The 18,428-nt window shown below is 39.7% G+C and carries 14 protein-coding genes; 3 read left to right on the plus strand and 11 right to left on the minus strand.

Annotated elements, in window-relative coordinates; genetic code table 11:
• The first annotated feature begins 249 nt into the window (after window positions 1-249).
• Window positions 250-756 carry a CarD family transcriptional regulator gene (locus VB077_RS16255; RefSeq protein WP_323416307.1) on the plus strand — a complete coding sequence of 169 codons (507 nt, stop codon included), beginning with the start codon at window positions 250-252 and terminating at the stop codon, window positions 754-756.
• A gap of 159 nt (window positions 757-915) precedes the next feature.
• On the opposite strand, the gene VB077_RS16260 is transcribed toward VB077_RS16255, so the two are convergent.
• The 3 genes from VB077_RS16260 to VB077_RS16270 all read right to left on the minus strand — a co-directional run bounded on the left by VB077_RS16260 (window position 916) and on the right by VB077_RS16270 (window position 2,657).
• Window positions 916-1,368 carry a type II toxin-antitoxin system RatA family toxin gene (locus VB077_RS16260; RefSeq protein ID WP_323416308.1) on the minus strand — a complete coding sequence of 151 codons (453 nt, stop codon included), beginning with the start codon at window positions 1,366-1,368 and terminating at the stop codon, window positions 916-918.
• A 111-nt stretch (window positions 1,369-1,479) separates the two neighbouring features.
• Entirely contained in the window at window positions 1,480-2,154 is a 675-nt protein-coding gene (gene queC, locus VB077_RS16265) for a 7-cyano-7-deazaguanine synthase QueC (RefSeq protein WP_323416309.1), read from the minus strand.
• Window positions 2,151-2,657, minus strand: coding sequence for a VUT family protein (locus VB077_RS16270; RefSeq protein ID WP_323416310.1), 507 nt, complete (start codon window positions 2,655-2,657; stop codon window positions 2,151-2,153). The genes queC and VB077_RS16270 overlap by 4 nt, the downstream gene beginning before the upstream one ends.
• 112 nt (window positions 2,658-2,769) lie before the next feature.
• Here VB077_RS16270 and glk point away from each other — a divergent pair, with 112 nt between their 5' ends.
• Window positions 2,770-3,750: a glucokinase gene (gene glk, locus VB077_RS16275; RefSeq protein WP_323416311.1), complete on the plus strand. Its 981-nt coding sequence runs from the start codon at window positions 2,770-2,772 to the stop codon at window positions 3,748-3,750.
• 2 nt (window positions 3,751-3,752) lie between these two features.
• Here the strand turns inward: glk and VB077_RS16280 are convergent, their stop codons facing one another.
• The 8 genes from VB077_RS16280 to VB077_RS16315 all read right to left on the minus strand — a co-directional run bounded on the left by VB077_RS16280 (window position 3,753) and on the right by VB077_RS16315 (window position 16,636).
• Window positions 3,753-5,351, minus strand: coding sequence for a glucose-6-phosphate isomerase (locus VB077_RS16280; RefSeq protein ID WP_323416312.1), 1,599 nt, complete (start codon window positions 5,349-5,351; stop codon window positions 3,753-3,755).
• Between the two features lie 89 nt (window positions 5,352-5,440).
• Complete coding sequence (gene glgD, locus VB077_RS16285) at window positions 5,441-6,556, minus strand: glucose-1-phosphate adenylyltransferase subunit GlgD (RefSeq protein ID WP_323416313.1); 1,116 nt, start codon at window positions 6,554-6,556, stop codon at window positions 5,441-5,443.
• A gap of 56 nt (window positions 6,557-6,612) precedes the next feature.
• Window positions 6,613-7,776 carry a glucose-1-phosphate adenylyltransferase gene (locus VB077_RS16290; protein ID WP_323416314.1) on the minus strand — a complete coding sequence of 388 codons (1,164 nt, stop codon included), beginning with the start codon at window positions 7,774-7,776 and terminating at the stop codon, window positions 6,613-6,615.
• A 53-nt stretch (window positions 7,777-7,829) separates the two neighbouring features.
• Window positions 7,830-10,253: a glycogen/starch/alpha-glucan phosphorylase gene (locus VB077_RS16295; protein WP_323416315.1), complete on the minus strand. Its 2,424-nt coding sequence runs from the start codon at window positions 10,251-10,253 to the stop codon at window positions 7,830-7,832.
• 188 nt (window positions 10,254-10,441) lie between these two features.
• A complete protein-coding gene (locus tag VB077_RS16300; protein ID WP_323416316.1) occupies window positions 10,442-11,353 on the minus strand; it encodes a hypothetical protein in 912 nt (303 codons plus the stop codon).
• Window positions 11,354-11,492: 139 nt separating this feature from the next.
• On the minus strand, window positions 11,493-12,647 hold the full coding sequence (locus tag VB077_RS16305; RefSeq protein WP_323416317.1) for an NlpC/P60 family protein: 1,155 nt from the start codon (window positions 12,645-12,647) through the stop codon (window positions 11,493-11,495).
• Between the two features lie 113 nt (window positions 12,648-12,760).
• Complete coding sequence (locus VB077_RS16310; protein WP_323416318.1) at window positions 12,761-14,692, minus strand: PAS domain S-box protein; 1,932 nt, start codon at window positions 14,690-14,692, stop codon at window positions 12,761-12,763.
• Window positions 14,693-14,797: 105 nt separating this feature from the next.
• The gene (locus tag VB077_RS16315) at window positions 14,798-16,636 is read right to left on the minus strand and encodes a response regulator (RefSeq protein WP_323416319.1); all 1,839 of its coding nucleotides are present in this window, start codon (window positions 16,634-16,636) and stop codon (window positions 14,798-14,800) included.
• Window positions 16,637-16,761: 125 nt separating this feature from the next.
• Between VB077_RS16315 and VB077_RS16320 the strand changes: the two genes are divergently transcribed.
• Complete coding sequence (locus VB077_RS16320; RefSeq protein ID WP_323416320.1) at window positions 16,762-18,396, plus strand: transposase; 1,635 nt, start codon at window positions 16,762-16,764, stop codon at window positions 18,394-18,396.
• The last annotated feature ends 32 nt before the right edge of the window (window positions 18,397-18,428 follow it).

Consider the following 18,428-nt stretch of genomic DNA (forward strand, 5'->3'; position numbering starts at 1 on the left):
CATTTTTAGGACAATATCGTTTATATTAAGCGAATAAAATGAGTAAACAGGTTTTCAACCGATAAAGTTGGCAGTTTTTAAGAAGTAAAATATTCCAGTGCCTTGGGACATCGGAAAAAATAGCTACAACGCAAAAAGCTCTAGGATTATTAGTGTTGACACACAGTATATACAGTAGTAATATATAAGTTTTGCAAAATATTACAACTTGTGATATACTATAGCCATAGTTGCTAAGGAGGTGTGTCAATGTTTCATGTTGGCGACAAGATTCTTTATCCCATGTACGGGGCCGGGGTTATTGAGGCAATTGAAGAAAAAGAAGTCCTTGGCCAAAGCCAGCTCTACTATATCTTAAATATACCTCATATCAACATGAAGGTAATGGTTCCTATTTATAATTCCACGAACTTAAATATTCGCGAGGTTGTTGAACCCGAAATTATTGATGGTGCTCTTCAAAATATCAATAATGGTAATACGGATCCTGTTATCTTTGATGATAGACGTTCTTGCAATGAAATTAACAAAAAACGGATTAAAAGCGGTGACATCTATAGAATTACGGAAATCATCCGTGATTTAACCCGTAAAAGTAAACGCAACAAGAATAAGCTAGGTATGGATGATGCAAATATGTTAAATACCGCCCGTCAAATTTTTGCAAGCGAAGTCGTTCAAGTTAAAGGAATAACCCAAGAACAAGCGGTTAATCTGCTTAATAAAGTTATAGATAATCAAGCCGTTAATGCCTAAAAATGAGACCCTCCTGAGAAGTAATCAGAAGGGTCTTTTTTTTATTATACGTATCGGAATGTATAAGTTTTTATCGGTTGATAGTATAAGTGCAACCAGCGGCTTTGCCTTCGCTTAAGGCTCGGCGAAGCCGGGTTTTCTTTATCGAATTGTCCTTCTTTATTTGGTTTGAACCATTTTTCGAAGATAATTATCTAAACAGGCCAGTACCCTCCGAAATTGGAAAGAATGAATTGCGGAAAAATCGATAAACACCCCCATCAATTTGGGCAATGTTCCGTTAAGTTCAAGGTCAATTGTATAGCAAACCTTTGTCATCCCATCCTGCTGAGGGATGATCGTCCAATCTGATTTTCCCAGAACAACTCCCGCATAATACATAATTTCGACTCGTTCGATGGGCTGGAGTGCATTAACTTTGCATCTAAACCAACCTCCGGAAGCCCAAACCTCAATTTTATCGTCGATTCTATCTTTTCCATGCTCTATTACTTTAACTCTTACTCCCCAGGGCCACCATTTTTTATATTCCGGAATATTGGAAAGGACATCATAAATTTTTTCCGGTGGATATGAAAAAACACGACAATCCTTAGCCGACAAATGCTGCATATAAATTAGGACACCTTCTTTCATCTGTCTCAATTCGATAGATGAAATGTATTTCCTCTAATCCATTCCTAATTAATGCAAAATGAGGGGCATTGCTATTTTGTTTAATATTTAAGAGCTAACTTTATTCTCATACGGGATGGGGTCAACCAAACCCGCTTCTTTGAACCCTTTAAGACGCAGTGTACAGCTATCACAGATTCCACATGCTTTCTCTCCCCCTTGATAACAACTTGTCGTAAGATGCAAGGGAGCGCTATTTTTCATCGCTAATTGGATTGTGGCCGCTTTAGACAGATGCATAAGGGGTGTTCTAATTTTAATCGCTTTGCCTTCAACTCCTGCTTTTGTTCCAACCTTGACAACGTGTTGAAAAGCTTTAATAAATTCAGGACGGCAATCCGGATAACCACTGTAATCAATCGAGCTTACGCCAATAAAAATGGCTTCAGCCTCAAGGACTTCAGCATATCCAAGAGCATAACTTAAAAAAAGGATATTGCGGGCAGGTACATAAGTTATAGGAATTTCCTCCGTATCATGATATGCCGGCACTGATATTGAAGGATCTGTTAGTGCGCTTCCTCCCACATTATCAATCTCAAAAATACGATGTTCTTTAACGTGATAGAAAGATGCAACAGCTTTGGCACTTTCTAATTCTCTTTGGTGTCTTTGCCCATAGTTAAAAGAGATTGGATAGAGCTCATAACCTTCTTGATGGGCTACACTCATGCATGTAGTACTGTCTAATCCCCCTGAAAGTAAAATTACCGCTTTTTTCATGCTGTGGCTTCTCCCTTCTTTCTCTTATTTCCTCGGAAAAGAATCAATGACCAAATGTACCCTCCAAAAATTTTGGCAGAAAATTGTGCTATAATAACCCACGGAATAAAGCTGCCAAAAGCAATCGTTGGAAACGCAATCGAGTCCACCGCTGCAGATACAATATTGGAGCCATTTACTTTGATCAGCTTGGGTTGATTCCTAAGCATTTGATAAACCAGAGTATCCGTCAAACCCGTAAGAAGAAAAGCGACAAATGAGGCTATGGCAATTTGACCTGCTCCACGGTTTAAAAAATAGGATAGGGTTGCACCTGTCCCAATCAATAGTAACATTTTGAGTTTAAGGTTATTATGGTGCCATCGCTCATGCAGTGCATCACGAGATACAAGATCAAAAGCAATAAGCAAAAATGCGTTGATAGGAGTTGATATCGCTCCGAAGTATGAAACAGATAAATTAGATAAAACATTAGCAGCAAGATATGCAAGAACAATTAACATGAGAATCTCCTTTAATGACTAAGAATACATCCTATTATAACGCAAAAATGATAATTTAAGCATTAAAATTGTGGTCTGGCGCTGAAAAGAAGAAGGGGTTGATTAGTTCTTCATGATTTTAGCAGGGGATATTGGGGGTACAAATACTCGGTTAGGTCTATTCAAAAGAAGCGAAAAAGAGCTTCATCTTGTTTATGAAAAAAAACAAGCCAGCAGTTGCTGGCAGGACCCGGTGGATTTGCTCCATGAATTTTTAAAGGATGCAGGAATACAGCCCAAAGAGATTGAGACCGGATGTCTGAGTTTAGCCGGACCGATTGGTGAGAACTTCTGCCATCTCACCAATCTTAACAGAGCTATAGATTTAGAGTACATACGAAAATCACTGAATATCAAAATTCCCTTACACTTTTGTAACGATCTTATGGCTCTCGGCTACGGCCTTCCGACACTCAATTCATCACAGCTTTATTGCCTTGCTTCAGGTAAAAAAATGCAGTGCGGCTCTGATCCAGCCTCTTTGAATCGTGCAATTCTTGCACCGGGAACAGGCCTAGGGGAATCCTTGATCATCGATAGTGACAGTGTAATCCCTTCCGAAGGAGCACATGCCGATTTCGCTCCCCGCAGTGAGTTGGAAGTGCGCTTGTGGCGTTTCCTTCATCAAGAACTGGGACACGTGAGCAATGAAAGAATCCTCTCCGGTCCCGGCCTTATCAATCTTTATCACTTCTTTTTAAGTGAGGACGAAGCTAATCATAAAGCTTCTCCTCTACCTACACCGCAGAAAATTACCAAAAAAGCCATCAATAAAAGTTGTCCCTACTGCCAATCTGCCCTTGACCTATTCCTTGAAATTCTCGGAGCGGAGGCCGGCAACCTTGCTCTGAGGAGTTTAGCCTATGGCGGGATCTATCTTGGAGGTGGAATAGTCCCTAAACTCCTTCCTCAGCTCCGCGAAAGTTCCTTTCTCAAAGCATTTTATGATAAGGGAAGATTTCATGAATTACTCTCAAGCATACCTGTCTACGTCATACTTGAAGAACAAACGGCGCTTTACGGCGCAGCTCGCTATGCGCTCCTTACCTCATAGATCTATTCAATATAATACCGATCTACGAAAATACTTTCTCCACTTTTTAGAACCTTAACCGAATGATCCGGATTTGTTCGTAAATGAATCAACAATTTAAAAAGAATTTCCTCATCATCTATACAATGGAGCTGTTGAACCAATTCCTCAATTGTATACTTTTGACCGCGATTTGCATTTAAAAAATCGAGAACGCGGTTTTTCAAATCAATCGCTTTCCCTGTACTTGTCTTTCCCATTTCGACAGCAGGCTGATGGTAGGCATTAACATTCACTAATAGAGCATAGATACTGACAGCCCGCTCAAATAGGCTGATCAGCACGCCAATCGATGATGGTGTAACATCAGATATTGTAATCGTTATCGACTCACGCCCCTTCATTGATAGAGCGCTGCGTGTTCCGAGTAAAGACGCCTGAAGATAATCTCCGCTTGTGCTATTATCTGTAAGGATAGGCGATGGTAGATTTCGATCTTTTAACACTTCAATAAACGTTACAAAAAAATTATCAGGACCTTCAAGAAGTTGTTGAACATAAGAATGCTGATCTGTTGCTCCCTTATTACCGAAGACTGTAAGGCCTTGATGAACAATGTTGCCCTCAAGGTCCTTTTCTTTGCCTAAAGACTCCATTAGAAGCTGCTGCAGGTATTTTGAAAAAAGGACAAGTCTATCCTTGTAAGGAAGCATTACCATTTGCTTGCCTCCCTTGCCTTCTGTAGCCTTATACCACATTAGGGCAAGAAGTGCGGCTGGATTCTTTGAGGTGTTAGCTTCCCGGGTTTTAATATCACAAAGTCGTCCACCCTCCAGCAAAGAATCAATATCAATCCCCTGTAAGGCGAGACCTACGAGTCCCACTGAAGAAAACACAGAGGTTCTTCCCCCGACCCAATCCCACATGGGAAACGACCGAATCCATCCTTCATCTTGAGAAGTTTGATAAAGTTTACTGCCCTCTTGCGTAATACTTACGGCATGCTTTGAAAAACTTAAGCCATGCGTTTGATAGCGATTTTTGGCTTCAAGCATTCCGTTTCTAGTTTCGAGTGTTCCGCCGCTTTTCGATATAACAATGCATAAAGTCGCATCGAGTTCCTGTTCCAGACGTGCAAAGATTCGATCCATTCCATCGGGATCAGTATTATCAATTGAAAAAAAGGACATCTGATCATTATTTGTTCCAAGTGCATTAGAAACAAACTGAGGTCCAAGACAGGAGCCCCCAATCCCGATAAGCAGTATATTCCGAAAGCGTTCTCCCTTTTCAGTACAAATTTCTCCACTATGAATCTGCTCAGCAAATACTTTTATATTTTTAATATTTTCTTGAATAGCATTGGATATTTCTATGGATGGGGCGATTTCGGAATTTCTCAGCCAATAATGTCCTACCCTTCGATTCTCATCGGGGTTCGCAATTGCTCCTTTTTCCAGCTGATCAATTTGGGTGTAGATATTCTTCATTTGAGGAGTCATTTGGTCAAAAAAATCATTTGAAAAAATCATACGGCTAATATCAAGCATAAGATCCAATTCGGGATCTACGTATAAATTACTTTTGTATCTTTGCCAAGATAATTCGATCAATTTCTCCATCCTTCCATAACAATTTATAGGGAACTTTTTCTAGGTTCAACTTTATAAATCCTTTAAATTGTTAATTTTTCTAAATCCTATAATTATAGCTATATAACCGATCTTTTTGAAATGACTAAGGGATTGTCCATACTTCCTTTTAGTACGTTTCCGGCTTTGACCTCCACAAATTTATCAAGGATTACATTTTCGAGGATGGCATTTTCTCCAATGAAACATTTCTGGAGAAGGATACAATTCTTAATTTTAGCTCCGGGTTTAATCACAGCCCCGCGGGATAAGATGGAATGCTCAATATCGCCTTCAACCGAACAATCGCCCGTAAGAAGAGAATCCCGAACGTTTGCGCTTAAACCATAAAATGTTGGAGGTTTGTCACGGATCTTAGTAAACAGTTGGTTCTTACTTAATAATAGTTCTTTACGTATTTCCGGTTTTAAAAGATCCATATTCCGATTAAAATAATCCAAGACGGAGCGAATCCTCCCGATATAGGTATCAACTTTAAACGCATAAACCTTGAGCACGTCTAGATTATCCTTCATTGCCTCTAAGATATCTACCTTATCTATCGTTTTATATCCTTTGATTAACTCCAATAATAGTTTACGGCGAATGATAAACATATCTATGAAATATGGTCTTAAGCTTAGCGGAGATTCTTCTTGATGAGCTAGGGCTTGAACGGTTTGCCCATCGCCCAGTGATAGAATTATCCTTTCCTCAAGATCACCGGGATATTCAGATTCCTTATAAAGCATCGTAATATCAGCTTGCTTTTTTTCATGAAAGTTCAGCGCATCACGATAATTTAAATTATAAACTTGGTTACAGTTGGCTATTACAACATTTTCAGAGACATCTTTTTCTAAGAATTCAATATTAAGAGCCAGATCCTTAATATTGAATTGGGATTGTTCATTGATTAATCCATGATTTGCCCCCGGTAAGATAAAAAGTCCGCCTGCCTTACGATCAAGATACCAATCTCTTCCTGCCCCTGTATGATCCAGCACCGGCCTGTAATGCTGGGGAGTAATCAATCCCACAGTGCGAATTCCGGTATTAACGAAACTCGATAACGGAAAATCGAGGATGCGGAATTTCCCGCCAAAAGGGACGGCCGCGATCGGCCGTTCCCGGGTTAAGCCTTGAAGTAAATCAGACCGGGTATTACCAAAAATGATGCCAATAACACTTCTCATCAGCGATCTTCCCTTTCTGCATACTTAGATGCTATTTAGTGGCATTGCCTCCCTGCCTATAGGACTGTACCCTTGGGAATAATATGATGATCCTGGACGACTGTAATTTCTGATGAATCTGAGCTGTTCTTTTCTTTAGCCCGAATGATACAGTGACTTTGAATTTCTGTCTTTTCACCGATAATCGCTCTTTCAATATAGGAGTCAGTTTCAATTTTTGCATGATGGAAAACGATACTATCTCTGACTTGAGAAGCTTCTCCGACATAGACTCCCGGGGCCAGAATAGAATTATAGACCTCTCCTAAAACGACACATCCGTTGCTAATTAGACTGTTTTCAATCTTTGCCTCGGCGCCCACATAATGAGGAGTTTGAACGATATCATTTGAGAAAATCCTAAATTCAGAATCAAAGATGTCAATGGAATCCTTGGAACGCAAGACCTCCATGTTCGCCTCATAGTAGCTTTCAATCGTACCTACATCTTTCCAATACCCTTGAAAGGAATAAGCGTAGAGTCTTCTTCCTTTATTCAGCAGGCTGGGAATAACGTTCTTGCCAAAGTCATGCTCTGAGCCCTCATCTAACTCATCCTCAAATAAAGCCTCTTTGAGAATCGACCAGTTAAAAAGATAAACTCCCATTGAAGCCAAATTACTTACCGGGTACGGTGGCTTTTCCTGAAACTCAGTGATTCGGTAATCTTCATCAACGCTTAAAATACCGAAACGTGAGGCTTCCTTCCAAGGAACTTCCAGTGTTGAAATCGTCACCTCAGCCTCCTTTTCTTTATGATAATCGATAAGAGCCGCATAGTTCATTTTATAGATGTGATCTCCCGAAATAATGAGGACATAATCAGGATCATAGTAATTGATAAAATTGATATTTTGATAAATCGCATTAGCTGTTCCCTTATACCAACTACCCTCAGTTTCACCCATATAAGGGGGAAGAATATTGACTCCGCCAAATGCCCGATCAAGATCCCACGCTGCGCCTGCACCAATATAGGAATTCAAGACAAATGGCTTATATTGAGTAAGAACTCCTACTGTATCAATGTTCGAATTAGAACAATTGCTCAGACTAAAGTCAATGATTCGATATTTCCCGCCAAAAGGTACGGCAGGTTTAGCAATATTTCTTGTTAGAGACCCTAACCGACTGCCCTGGCCCCCGGCTAACAACATAGCCACGCACTCTTTTTTGAGCATATTTTCACTTCCCTCTACTAACCTATATATTCACTTGTCCCTAATTCATTCATTTAACGGCAACGAATATTCCAAATTTCCTCTGCATAGTCATGAATTGCCCTGTCACTAGAAAATTGACCGGATCGAGCAATATTGATCAGGGTTGCTTTTGACCACTCCTGTTTCCGAGTGTAGAGGTCAAGCATCCTCTGATAAGTTTCATAATAAGAGCGAAAATCCTTCAGAACGAGAAATTCGTCATTATAGCGTAATAGAGAATCATGAATGATCATGAATTCCCCGCCTACGTCTTGAAAATACCCACAAACCAATTGATCGATAATTCGCATGAGATCAAAATTCTGTGAATATTCATCCCATGCTTTATATCCACCCCGATAAGTGTAATCAAGAACTTCCTCCACTTTAAGCCCAAAAATAAAGATATTTTCCTTGCCGACAGCTTCCCGAATCTCAATATTAGCTCCGTCCAAAGTACCTAAAGTTAAGGCTCCGTTCATCATAAATTTCATATTTCCTGTCCCTGAGGCTTCTTTACCGGCTGTCGAAATTTGTTCACTAATATCAGCCGCGGGATAGACTAATTCAGCCAAAGAAACATTAAAATTCTCCAGAAAAATAAGCTTCATCTTTTCGTTAACATCTTTATCGGAATTTATTTTATGGGCAAGGGTATTGATCAGTTTGACCACGGTCTTTGCGTAATGATAGCCGGGTGCTGCTTTTCCTCCAAAAATAAAAGTTTGCGGTTCAGTTAAAAAATTGGGATTTGCTTTTAACTGATTATAGAGGTTCATGATTTTAAAAACATTCAAGAGTTGTCTCTTGTAGGCATGAATCCGCTTCACTTGGATATCAAATACGGAAGACGGGTCAATCATTATCCCGTGCTTTTTATTAACATATTGGATAAGCCGAAGTTTATTCTTCGTTTTGACTTCTGCTAATTGCTCAAGAAAGGCTGAATCATCCTTAAAAAGCTCTAGTTTTTGGAGCTCTTCCGCATTTCTTTTCCAATGGGGGCCAATTGCCTCCGTAATAAGCCGGGCTAATTCCGGATTTGCGGCATAAAGAAAACGTCTGTGACTTACACCATTCGTTTTATTATTGAAGCGCTCAGGGAAAACTTTATTAAAATGCGGAAATACCTGTTCAGTGAGTAAACGGGAATGAAGTTTTGCGACCCCATTAATGGAATGACTTCCGATAATGGCCAGATGAGCCATATGGATCTGCCCTTCTCTAATTAAAGCTGAACGAGCAGGAAGCTCGGGATCTTCCGGAAAATTAAAGCGCAGTTCTTCCCGGAAACGGCGATCGATTTCTTCGATAATCAAATAGATTCGTGGAAGAAGAGATTGGATCATTTCAATAGGCCATTTTTCTAAGGCCTCAGGCATGATGGTATGATTCGTATAGCTTGTTGCATCAACAGTGATCCTCCAAGCTTCCTCCCAGCCCAAACCTTCTTCATCCATCAACAATCTCATTAATTCGGGAATACAGAGTGCCGCATGAGTATCATTGATATGAATTGCGACCCACTGTGCAAAATCCTGCAAGGAAGGATTTGCCTTTTTATAACTATGCAGGATCGAACCAAGCCCCGCCGCGACAAAAAAATACTCTTGTTTTAAACGCAGTTCCCTTCCCGCAGGGTGACTGTCCTCCGGATAAAGGATTGAAGAGATTGCTTCGACTTCAGACTTATAGCTCTGCGCTTGTTTAAACTCGCCTCGATTAAATAGATCAAGATCTATTCCCGCAGTCATCGGCTCAGCACTCCAAAGCCTCAAATTATTAATGTAAAAGGGATTGCGATAGCTGAATACCGGAATATCATAAGGGACAGCTAGGATAGGTTCATAATTTTCATGAATAAAACTTAATTTCCCCTGGGAATATTCTATACGCACCTCCCCTTTAAAGCGGACAACAATCGATTTATCCGGTTTACGCATTTCCCAAGGATAACCATTCTTGAGCCAGTTGTCAGCAATTTCTGCTTGAAAACCATTGATTATCTTTTGCTCAAATAATCCATATTTGTAATGTATCCCATTCCCGTGCCCCTTGATTCCCTTAAAAGACATAGAATCTAAAAAGCAAGCTGCTAACCGCCCTAACCCCCCATTTCCTAACCCGGCATCACTTTCTTGGGCTAACAGTTGATCGAGATCAATGCTTAGATCGGCAAGCCCTTCTCTGACAATATCAAGAATTTCCATGTTGACTAAATAGAAGAGCAACAGCTTGCCGATTAAAAATTCCATTGAAAAATAATAGACTTGTTTTTCTTTTTCATTGGAATATGCCTCATTGGTTAAGGCGCGACATAGACTAACCTTATCCTTTAGCAGAAGAACGAGCGCATGATACTTATCCCAGAAGGTCCCTTCATCAAGCGTTTTCCCTTCAGCTTCAGCAAACTTCTCCAAATAGGCTTGTTTAAAACTCTCTTTATCGAAAAACAAGCTGAATCCCCCTTACTTTATGCATCCACAAAGCTTAACCCTGCGTTAAAATCAACGTACTATCATGTTTATGAATAAGGGATTTATTTATGCCATCAAATAAAAGACACTATTAACTATAAAAAATGAGACCCTTGTTGAAATAACAAGAATCTCATTTTTTAAAATTCGTATGGTAAATTGGGTGCTTATGCACGAAGTTTCTGATCATGCTCTTCCATTAACTTTTTAACATTTCTACCAAGCCCCGGGGAAAACAAGGATTGTAACCAGATTAAATAATTTTTGATTGCCTCATGCTGCTGATGGTTCAATTCCATATAGGCAACTTGAGACATATATTCAGTATCATAAAGGAGAGAAGCGGTAATTGTTTCAGCAACACTTTCCGCATCTAAGGCATGAATTCCGCTTGGCTCCTCAAATAAATTCTTTTGCAAGTTTTCGAAACCTGGGGGAAATATGTTAAGATCCCCAGTTAAAGAATAGTGGATGCTGTGAACTAAGGAATGTACAATCGAAATAAGCGATCGTTCCTCACCATTTTTAGATGCAAAAAGTACGAAGCAATGATATTGGGGCCAAGACATAACAGTCTTACTTTGGATACTAAAGCCCATCACAGGAATCAAGAGCGGTTCACGTGTAAGTCCTCCCAAGAATCCCGGATATTTATTCTTAATAATTTTAAACGCTGCTGAAACTTCCTTACTGGGAAGACCTCGTTGATTATCTTTCATCTGAGCCGTTTCCAGAATTTTAAGCAATTCTAGAATCTCGCCTTCAAAGTATGCAAAACGTGATCCTTCAGGGCAGCTTCCTAAGATATGATTGATCCAAAATGTTAAAGCATCCTCGGGCGGAATCAAAATATATTGGCAACGTGCACGATAATATTCAAATTTTAAATCTGTGGCATTCTGCCTTAAATCAGCAATGAATTTCTGAAGCATCTGCTTGTCCGCTGGAATTAAGTATTCAAGAGTCTGATGGAGAAGAGTGCTTGCCTCTTTTGGATTATTAATCTTCTTGAATCTTTCCCGCAATGAAATGACTTTCTGATTTATAATGAGGATTTCTCTTGCATTATTCCGAATCATCCGCGCAACACCCCTTATACAAGGTTTTTGAATAACAATAAGTTCCCTATCCGTATTCAAAAATCCTTGATAAAAGGTGTCTATTATTTCCATTATGTGGGAAATAATGTCGGCATACTGATCAACTTAACTTATCAACTTAATTTATCAATCGACGAGCACCCAAATACCGGGGGGCCCAATAAGAATTATTCATATTTTCATAAGTTACCCCCCCGTTTGAGGAGTCAATCATCGTATTATTTCCGGCATAAATTCCTACATGAGTAGCTCCTGAGCCATAGGTCGTAAAGAAAACCAGATCCCCCGGTTTTAAATTTGACCGAGAAACTGCAGTTCCCTGGTTAAATTGGGACTGAGAGGTTCGGGTTAAATTAATTCCCACATGACGGAAAACATATTGCGTAAAACCAGAACAGTCAAAACCACTAGGACTCGTGCCGCCCCAAACATAAGGAGTGCCTAAAAATTGCGAGGCATAACTGAGAAGTTCCTGCGCTCCCCCGGAAATAACGACCGGTTCACTTGCGGATGAGCTTGTCCCACTGTCAGAGATTGGGCTTTGGGCAGCTAAACGAGCTTCCATTTCTTGCTGTGCAATTAATCGGTCAACACGATCCACATTTGATTTAGCATTTACAGCTGACTGATATGTTGATTTTTGCTCCGCACTTAACTGCGAAACAAGGGTTTTCTGCTTTATAAGAGCGGCCTGTACAGTTTTCTGGCTCTGAGTTTTAGCCTGAATCATTTCTTCTAGGGAATTACTTTTTTCCTGAATTTGTGCTTGTTGCGAAGATAGATCCTGATTGATTTGGCTGAGCTCCTGCTGCAGTCTGCCATATGTATTAACAATCGTCGAAACATTATCAAGGCGCGTTAAAAAGTCACTTAAACTCGTTGCTTGGAAAACGACTTGAAGATAACTTGATACACCTTCTTCATAATTCGTTCTTAAGTATTGTCCTAAAGCATCAACGTGATCTTGACGTTTCTTTTCAAGCTCCTTTTGCTTTTCTTCAAGGGCTTTTAAATCTTTTTGTTCTTGATTTAATTCTTTTTGGTAAGCCGCGATATTATCATTTAAGGTTTGGATTGATTGCTGCAGAGCAATCGCCTGGGCAGAGGCTGATGAAACCTGTTGTTTCTGTCCTTCTAATTGAGAGTTTAACTGGTTATACTGTGATTTATATTGTTGAAGCTGATCTTGTAAACTATTCGCTTGGACGGGATAAACAGATAAGAGTGTCCCCGCTATGCCAAGGCAAATAATCTTCGTGAACTTTTTCTTCATTCTAATAACTCCACTTCCTTATATATAACAGATTTCTGAGGTATGCATGTTTGCATAATAGGAGTTATTCGACACAACACCCCAAAATCCTTGCGGAATTGTTTAAAAAAATTTCAGTTGGGGAAATGGACATCAAATATCGTTCCTTGGGAAGAGGTTTTTATGGAAATTCGTGCGTGATGTTTTTCCGCAATCCTATAGCAAACCGCCAGGCCTAATCCGGTTCCATTCTCTTTTGTCGTAAAAAAAGGATTCCCTAATTTTTCAAGAACGCTTGATTCGATTCCTTTTCCTTGATCCTCTACCTCTAGAACAACCTCTTCACAGTTAAAAAATGTCCGCAAACTTAAAATTCCGCCGGGTTGCATTGCATCTAACCCGTTTCGCGCTAAATTCAAGATCATCTGACGAATTTCTCGCTGATCAAGCATTAAGTTCGGAATCTCCTCCATCTCCATTCGAACATCATTTTGATGATTGAAAGCATCCGCTTGAATCAATGGAAAAAGAGTTTCAAGAAGTCGATTTAGATTATCTTTCTTTAACTCCAATGCATGGTTCTTCGAAAGTGAAAGGAATTCAGTGATAATGGAGTTCGCCCGATCAAGTTCATTTATCATTAAATCAAAATATTCCCGACTTTGAATATGGTGTGAACGTGCACTTGTCATCTGTAAAAAGCCGCGAACTGTGGTCATCGGATTTCTTATTTCATGAGCAATCCCTGCGGCCATTTCACCAATCAAATCCAGACGATCTAAACGAGCCATTTCTTTCTCAATGTGTAACCGTTCGGTAATATCGGTGACTACCCAAAGTAAACATTTCTTCCCTTTTAATTTTAGAATCTCGGTCGATAAAAGTCCGTCCCGAATCATACCCGCTTTCGTCTTATAAGTGATATGGACATTACGCAAAGATTCCTTACTATGGAATCGAGATAATAAATCAGCTTCGGAAGATTGAACTACTTTAAGATTAAGATTATTAATCTCTTCCAATCGATATCCGGTATTATTTTCCCAGCTTTCATTAACATCAATGAAGAAGCCATCATGAGCAGACTGAATCGCCATTAAGTTAGGGCTAAACTCAAACGTTTTACGGAATAGCTGTTCAGAAAGTTGAAGTTTCTCATTAGCGGCACTCAGTTCCATTGTCCGTTCCTGAACAAGTTTTTCTAAAAGTTCATATTGCTTTTCTCGTGCTCGCTCCATTTCCTTTCGCTCTGTGATATCACGTATTGAGCAAACCATCAGTCTTTGATCATCAACAACAGCCTCACCCAATGATATTTCTACAGGAATAGATTTTCCCTTTTTAGATAATCCGAACGTACACCGCAGTCCGGCACTTTTATCTGCTAATAGAAGGTCCAATTCTGAAATAAGCAGCGAAGCCTTTTGTCCGATCAGCTCATCAGAAGTATAGCCAAACATCGTTTGGATCGCGGAATTAACATTGATAATACATTTATCAGTATCAAAAACAATAATTGCATCAATGGCTACATCCGTAATTGCACAAGCTAAGGCCTCAGTCTTCCTCAAGGCTGAAGTCGTACGCTCAAGTTCATGGTTGAGCTCTTGAAGCTCTGCAGCACGCTGTTCTAACAGCTGGCTTTGAGTTTTTAGATAAAGTTGGTCTTGATAAATTTTAATAAAGCCTTCAACTTTTTTGATTAAGATAGAGGGTTCAAAGGGCTTAAAAATATAATCAATTCCACCTGAAGCATATCCCTTTTGAACGTGTTCTGAAGCTTGGCTCAGTGCCGTTATAAAAATAATAGGAATATCTCTGGATTTTTTTCTTCGTTTAATCAAACGAGCTGTCTCAAAACCATCTAATCCCGGCATTTGAACATCTAACAAGATCAGTGCAAAGTCTTCTTTTAAAACCCATCTTAAAGCCTCCTGCCCCGAGTTGGCCTTAATTATGTGATATTCTTGCGAAGAAAGAACAGCCTCTAAGGCCAATAAATTTTCTGAACGATCATCGACTAATAGGATATTGACCTGATGCCTTTCCGCTATGCATATGCTCACAGTCTGATAATCTCCCTCTTTAATTTTATCTTTCCTTGAACATGGGGTGCAGTATAGAGAGTTCCAACCCGTTTACGAACCGTCCTGACTCTTCCGCTCAAGAAGCTATACTTGCATCACAGACAATAATTGGTCAGTATTAACTGGTTTTTGAATGTAATCCGAAGCTCCCGCCTCTATACATTTTTCCCGGTCATTTTTCATAGCTTTAGCTGTAACAGCTATAATGGGTAACATTTTGAATTTCTCGATTTGACGGATCGCTGTCATTGTCTTGTATCCATCCATTTCAGGCATCATGATATCCATAAGAACCAAATCAATTTCTGAATGATCGCCAAGCATTTCGAGAGCTTCACAGCCATTTTCAGCAAACAAAACATTCATTTTGTAAGCTTCCAGAAGAGAGGTTAAAGCAAAAACATTGCTAATATCATCATCCACAATCAAAATCGTTTTGCCTTCTAATGGTTTCGGATTAACGAACATCAATTTTGATTCTTCGGTGGGTATTTGTGAAGGGTCGGTAATCTCATCGTGAAGTGTAAGCTCTGTTTTACGAATATCTGATAGTACCATTGGAATATATAGGGTAAATATACTGCCCTTTCCTACTTTACTTTTTAGTTTGATTGTTCCGCCAATCAGGTGTGCCAGCTGGCGGCTGATGGATAAACCTAAGCCTGTGCCTCCATACTTTCGGCTTATCGTTCCATCAACCTGCCGAAAGGCTTCGAAAATAAGCGTCTGCTGCTCCTCAGGAATACCCGGCCCCGTATCGCTGACCGTAACGGCAAGAAAAGGTATTTCACTCATTCCTTCTTCGTATAAAGTATCTTTTCCGGGCGGATAAAATTTAAGTTGAATAGATCCTCGTTCCGTAAACTTAAAAGCATTTGCTAAAAGGTTTTTAAGAATCTGTAAAACATGGGCTTTATCCATTGTTATTATTTTAGGAAGTTCGGGGGAAATTTGGATTTCAAAGGATAGCCCTTTTTGATCGGCGACAGGCATGAACTGACATTCTAATTCCTTTTGTAAATCCTCTAAATTAACCCCACTGAGGATAATATTCATTTTTCCTGACTCAACTTTAGATAGGTCCAAAATATCATTTATCAAGTCAAGTAAATCTTTGCCTGCTGAATGAATTGTAGTCGCATATTCCACCTGTTTGGGAGTCAGACCGCCTTTCTTATTCTCAGCAAGTGTTTGTGCAAGAATCAATATACTATTAAGGGGAGTTCTTAATTCATGGGACATATTCGCTAAAAATTCTGATTTGAACTGTGAAACCTTCGCAATTTCCTGAGTTTTAAGTTCCGACTCTTGATATTGCTTTTCCAGTTGCTCAAGTGCGCTTCTTAGTTCTCCATGTTGCAGTTGTAGTTCCTTAGACTGAATCTGTAATTCTTCTGTTAATGACTGAGATTGTTCAAGCAGATTCTTCATCTGCATCTGCTGTGCAATACTATAGAGAGCAATTCCGAGAATTCCTGCGATACGTTCAAGCAATTTTCGTTCAAATAATGTAAAGGTATATAATGAAGCAAACTCCAGAACCGCTATTACTTCCCCTTCAAATTCAATCGGCAAAACAAGTATCGCTTGCGGGGGGGCCTCCCCTAGCCCTGAGCTGATTTTTAAATAATCCTTAGGGATATCCTTTAATAAGACTGTTTGATGATCCTGTGCACACTGGCCAATTATTCCTTTTCCTAATTGAATTGATTTTTCCTTCAAAAGGTTAATGTCACATGCATATGAAGCAAGCGGGATTAAAGACTGTCCGGCATTTTTAACACATCCATTGTTGCATTCCCATTTTCTTAAATAAATAACACCCATTTGTGCATTGATAATTAGACTGATCTTATTCATGAAAAGGTTTGCCACTGTAGATAAATCAGTTATTCCTTGAAGCAAGACAATGATTGATTTCACTGCAAAAACCCCATTAACCTGACCGTCATAAGAAGGATATTTATCTCTCAATGTTGAATTATTAAGCATAAAGAAGTAATTGATTGAACGATTGAGATAAATCGGTTTCTTGGGGGTATTTGAAGATGTTCCGTGAAAATAATGATCACTTACAGGATAACTTGTTCAATAGTCTTTATGGTATGGATCAACGACTGGCTCAAAAGCTTCAGAATTCTTGGGCTGCACTGTTCTATGAACATGTTTTCTGCAAGATTGATGAAAACCTTTTTGCGCCACTCTATTCCAATGACAATGGGCGTCCTAACTTTCCGGTCAATATTTTTATGGGCCTCGATTTAATTAAGGAAATTCGGGAGTACACCGATGAAGTCTTACTAGATGAATATGCGTTTAACTACCAAATTTCCTATGCATTAGGCCTACGTACCTTGGGTGAACGCTATTTCGCCCCGAGAACTTTGTATGAGTTCCGCGCTAGACTTTATCAGTATTCGCTTGAACATCCTGAGGAAGCCGATCTTATTTATGCTCAGTTTGAAAAGCTTACCGATCACTTTATTGCCGTTACAGGGCTCAATACGGATGAAGCACGCATGGATTCGACTCAGATCATGTCTAATATTAAGTTGGCCGGGCGGCTCTCACTAGCCTATGATGTCTTAGTCAATGCAATAAAGGCCCTTCCGGAACATCTTAGAACCGATGCTTTAAAGGTTTTTCTGAAAGCGGATTACAAGACTCATTTTCTGTATCAACTCAAAAAGCAGGATACTCTCTCTCGAATTCAGGGCTTGATCGACCATGGTGCAGAACTTCTTCAACAAGCCGAGAAACACACTGAGCTAAAAAGTATAACAGAAATTCAGCTATTGGATCGTTTTTTAAGAGAGCAAGCCGTCTTCAATCCAGAAGAAAACCGTTGGCTTGCGAAAAATGCTAAGGAAATCTCCTCAAAATCTCTTCAATCAGCCTATGATGCCGATGCAACCTACCGAAATAAAAACGGTAAGAAGCATGTGGGCTATGCCTTGAATCTATCCGAAACTTGTGCTGACGATAATGCGGTCCAAATCGTAACACATTATGACCTTGCCCCCAATACGACCAGTGATATTGAATTACTTAAAAGGGCCCTTCCCAATCTTTCGGAGCATGGGATCAAAGATGTCTACACCGATGGTGGTTATTATAGCCCGGACATGGCAGAAAAAGCCCAAGCTCAAGGGGTTACTGTTCATTTTACCGATATGACTGGACGTAAGAAATCGAACGAAAAACTTCCTTATAGTGAATTCGAGATTGAGAATAAACAAAAGATTCTTCGCTGTCCTGCTCAATACACCCCCTTGCGTACAGCATTTGATGACAAAAAGAAAATCTTAAGTGCTCACTTTGACCGTCAAGTCTGTGATCAATGCCCCAAGAAGGAGATTTGCCGAGTTAAGTTCCAAAAGAAAGATACCGTCTTACGGGTAAGCCAAAAAGCCTTAAGGGTTGAAGAAACACGCCTGAAAATTGAGAATCAAGAACTTCGGAGAGAGGCTACAAGTAAAAGGGCAGCCATCGAAGGAACAAACTCAGCATTAAAGCGGGCTCGTGGGGTGAATAAACTTCGGGTCAGAGGTATCATCAAATCTAAGCTCGTAATCGGTGCTAAAATAATTGCCCATAACTTTCTGCGGTTAGCTAAATTTCTTAGAGGATATGACCGAAGGAAAGCACGCCGTTCAAGCCAAGGGATACCTGTCTCTGTTTAACGAAAAAAGGTCAAAGGATGAAGAAGAAATGG

Source organism: Desulfitobacterium sp. (genome assembly GCF_034927245.1).
Lineage (GTDB): Bacteria > Bacillota > Desulfitobacteriia > Desulfitobacteriales > Desulfitobacteriaceae > Desulfitobacterium_A.

Coding starts and splice junctions, on each gene's coding strand:
- VB077_RS16255 (WP_323416307.1), top strand. CDS start 250: ATGTTTCATGTTGGCGACAAGATTCTTTATCCCATGTACGGGGCCGGG.
- VB077_RS16260 (WP_323416308.1), bottom strand. CDS start 1,368: ATGCAGCATTTGTCGGCTAAGGATTGTCGTGTTTTTTCATATCCACCG.
- queC (WP_323416309.1), bottom strand. CDS start 2,154: ATGAAAAAAGCGGTAATTTTACTTTCAGGGGGATTAGACAGTACTACA.
- VB077_RS16270 (WP_323416310.1), bottom strand. CDS start 2,657: ATGTTAATTGTTCTTGCATATCTTGCTGCTAATGTTTTATCTAATTTA.
- glk (WP_323416311.1), top strand. CDS start 2,770: ATGATTTTAGCAGGGGATATTGGGGGTACAAATACTCGGTTAGGTCTA.
- VB077_RS16280 (WP_323416312.1), bottom strand. CDS start 5,351: ATGGAGAAATTGATCGAATTATCTTGGCAAAGATACAAAAGTAATTTA.
- glgD (WP_323416313.1), bottom strand. CDS start 6,556: ATGAGAAGTGTTATTGGCATCATTTTTGGTAATACCCGGTCTGATTTA.
- VB077_RS16290 (WP_323416314.1), bottom strand. CDS start 7,776: ATGCTCAAAAAAGAGTGCGTGGCTATGTTGTTAGCCGGGGGCCAGGGC.
- VB077_RS16300 (WP_323416316.1), bottom strand. CDS start 11,353: ATGATTCGGAATAATGCAAGAGAAATCCTCATTATAAATCAGAAAGTC.
- VB077_RS16305 (WP_323416317.1), bottom strand. CDS start 12,647: ATGAAGAAAAAGTTCACGAAGATTATTTGCCTTGGCATAGCGGGGACA.
- VB077_RS16320 (WP_323416320.1), top strand. CDS start 16,762: ATGTTCCGTGAAAATAATGATCACTTACAGGATAACTTGTTCAATAGT.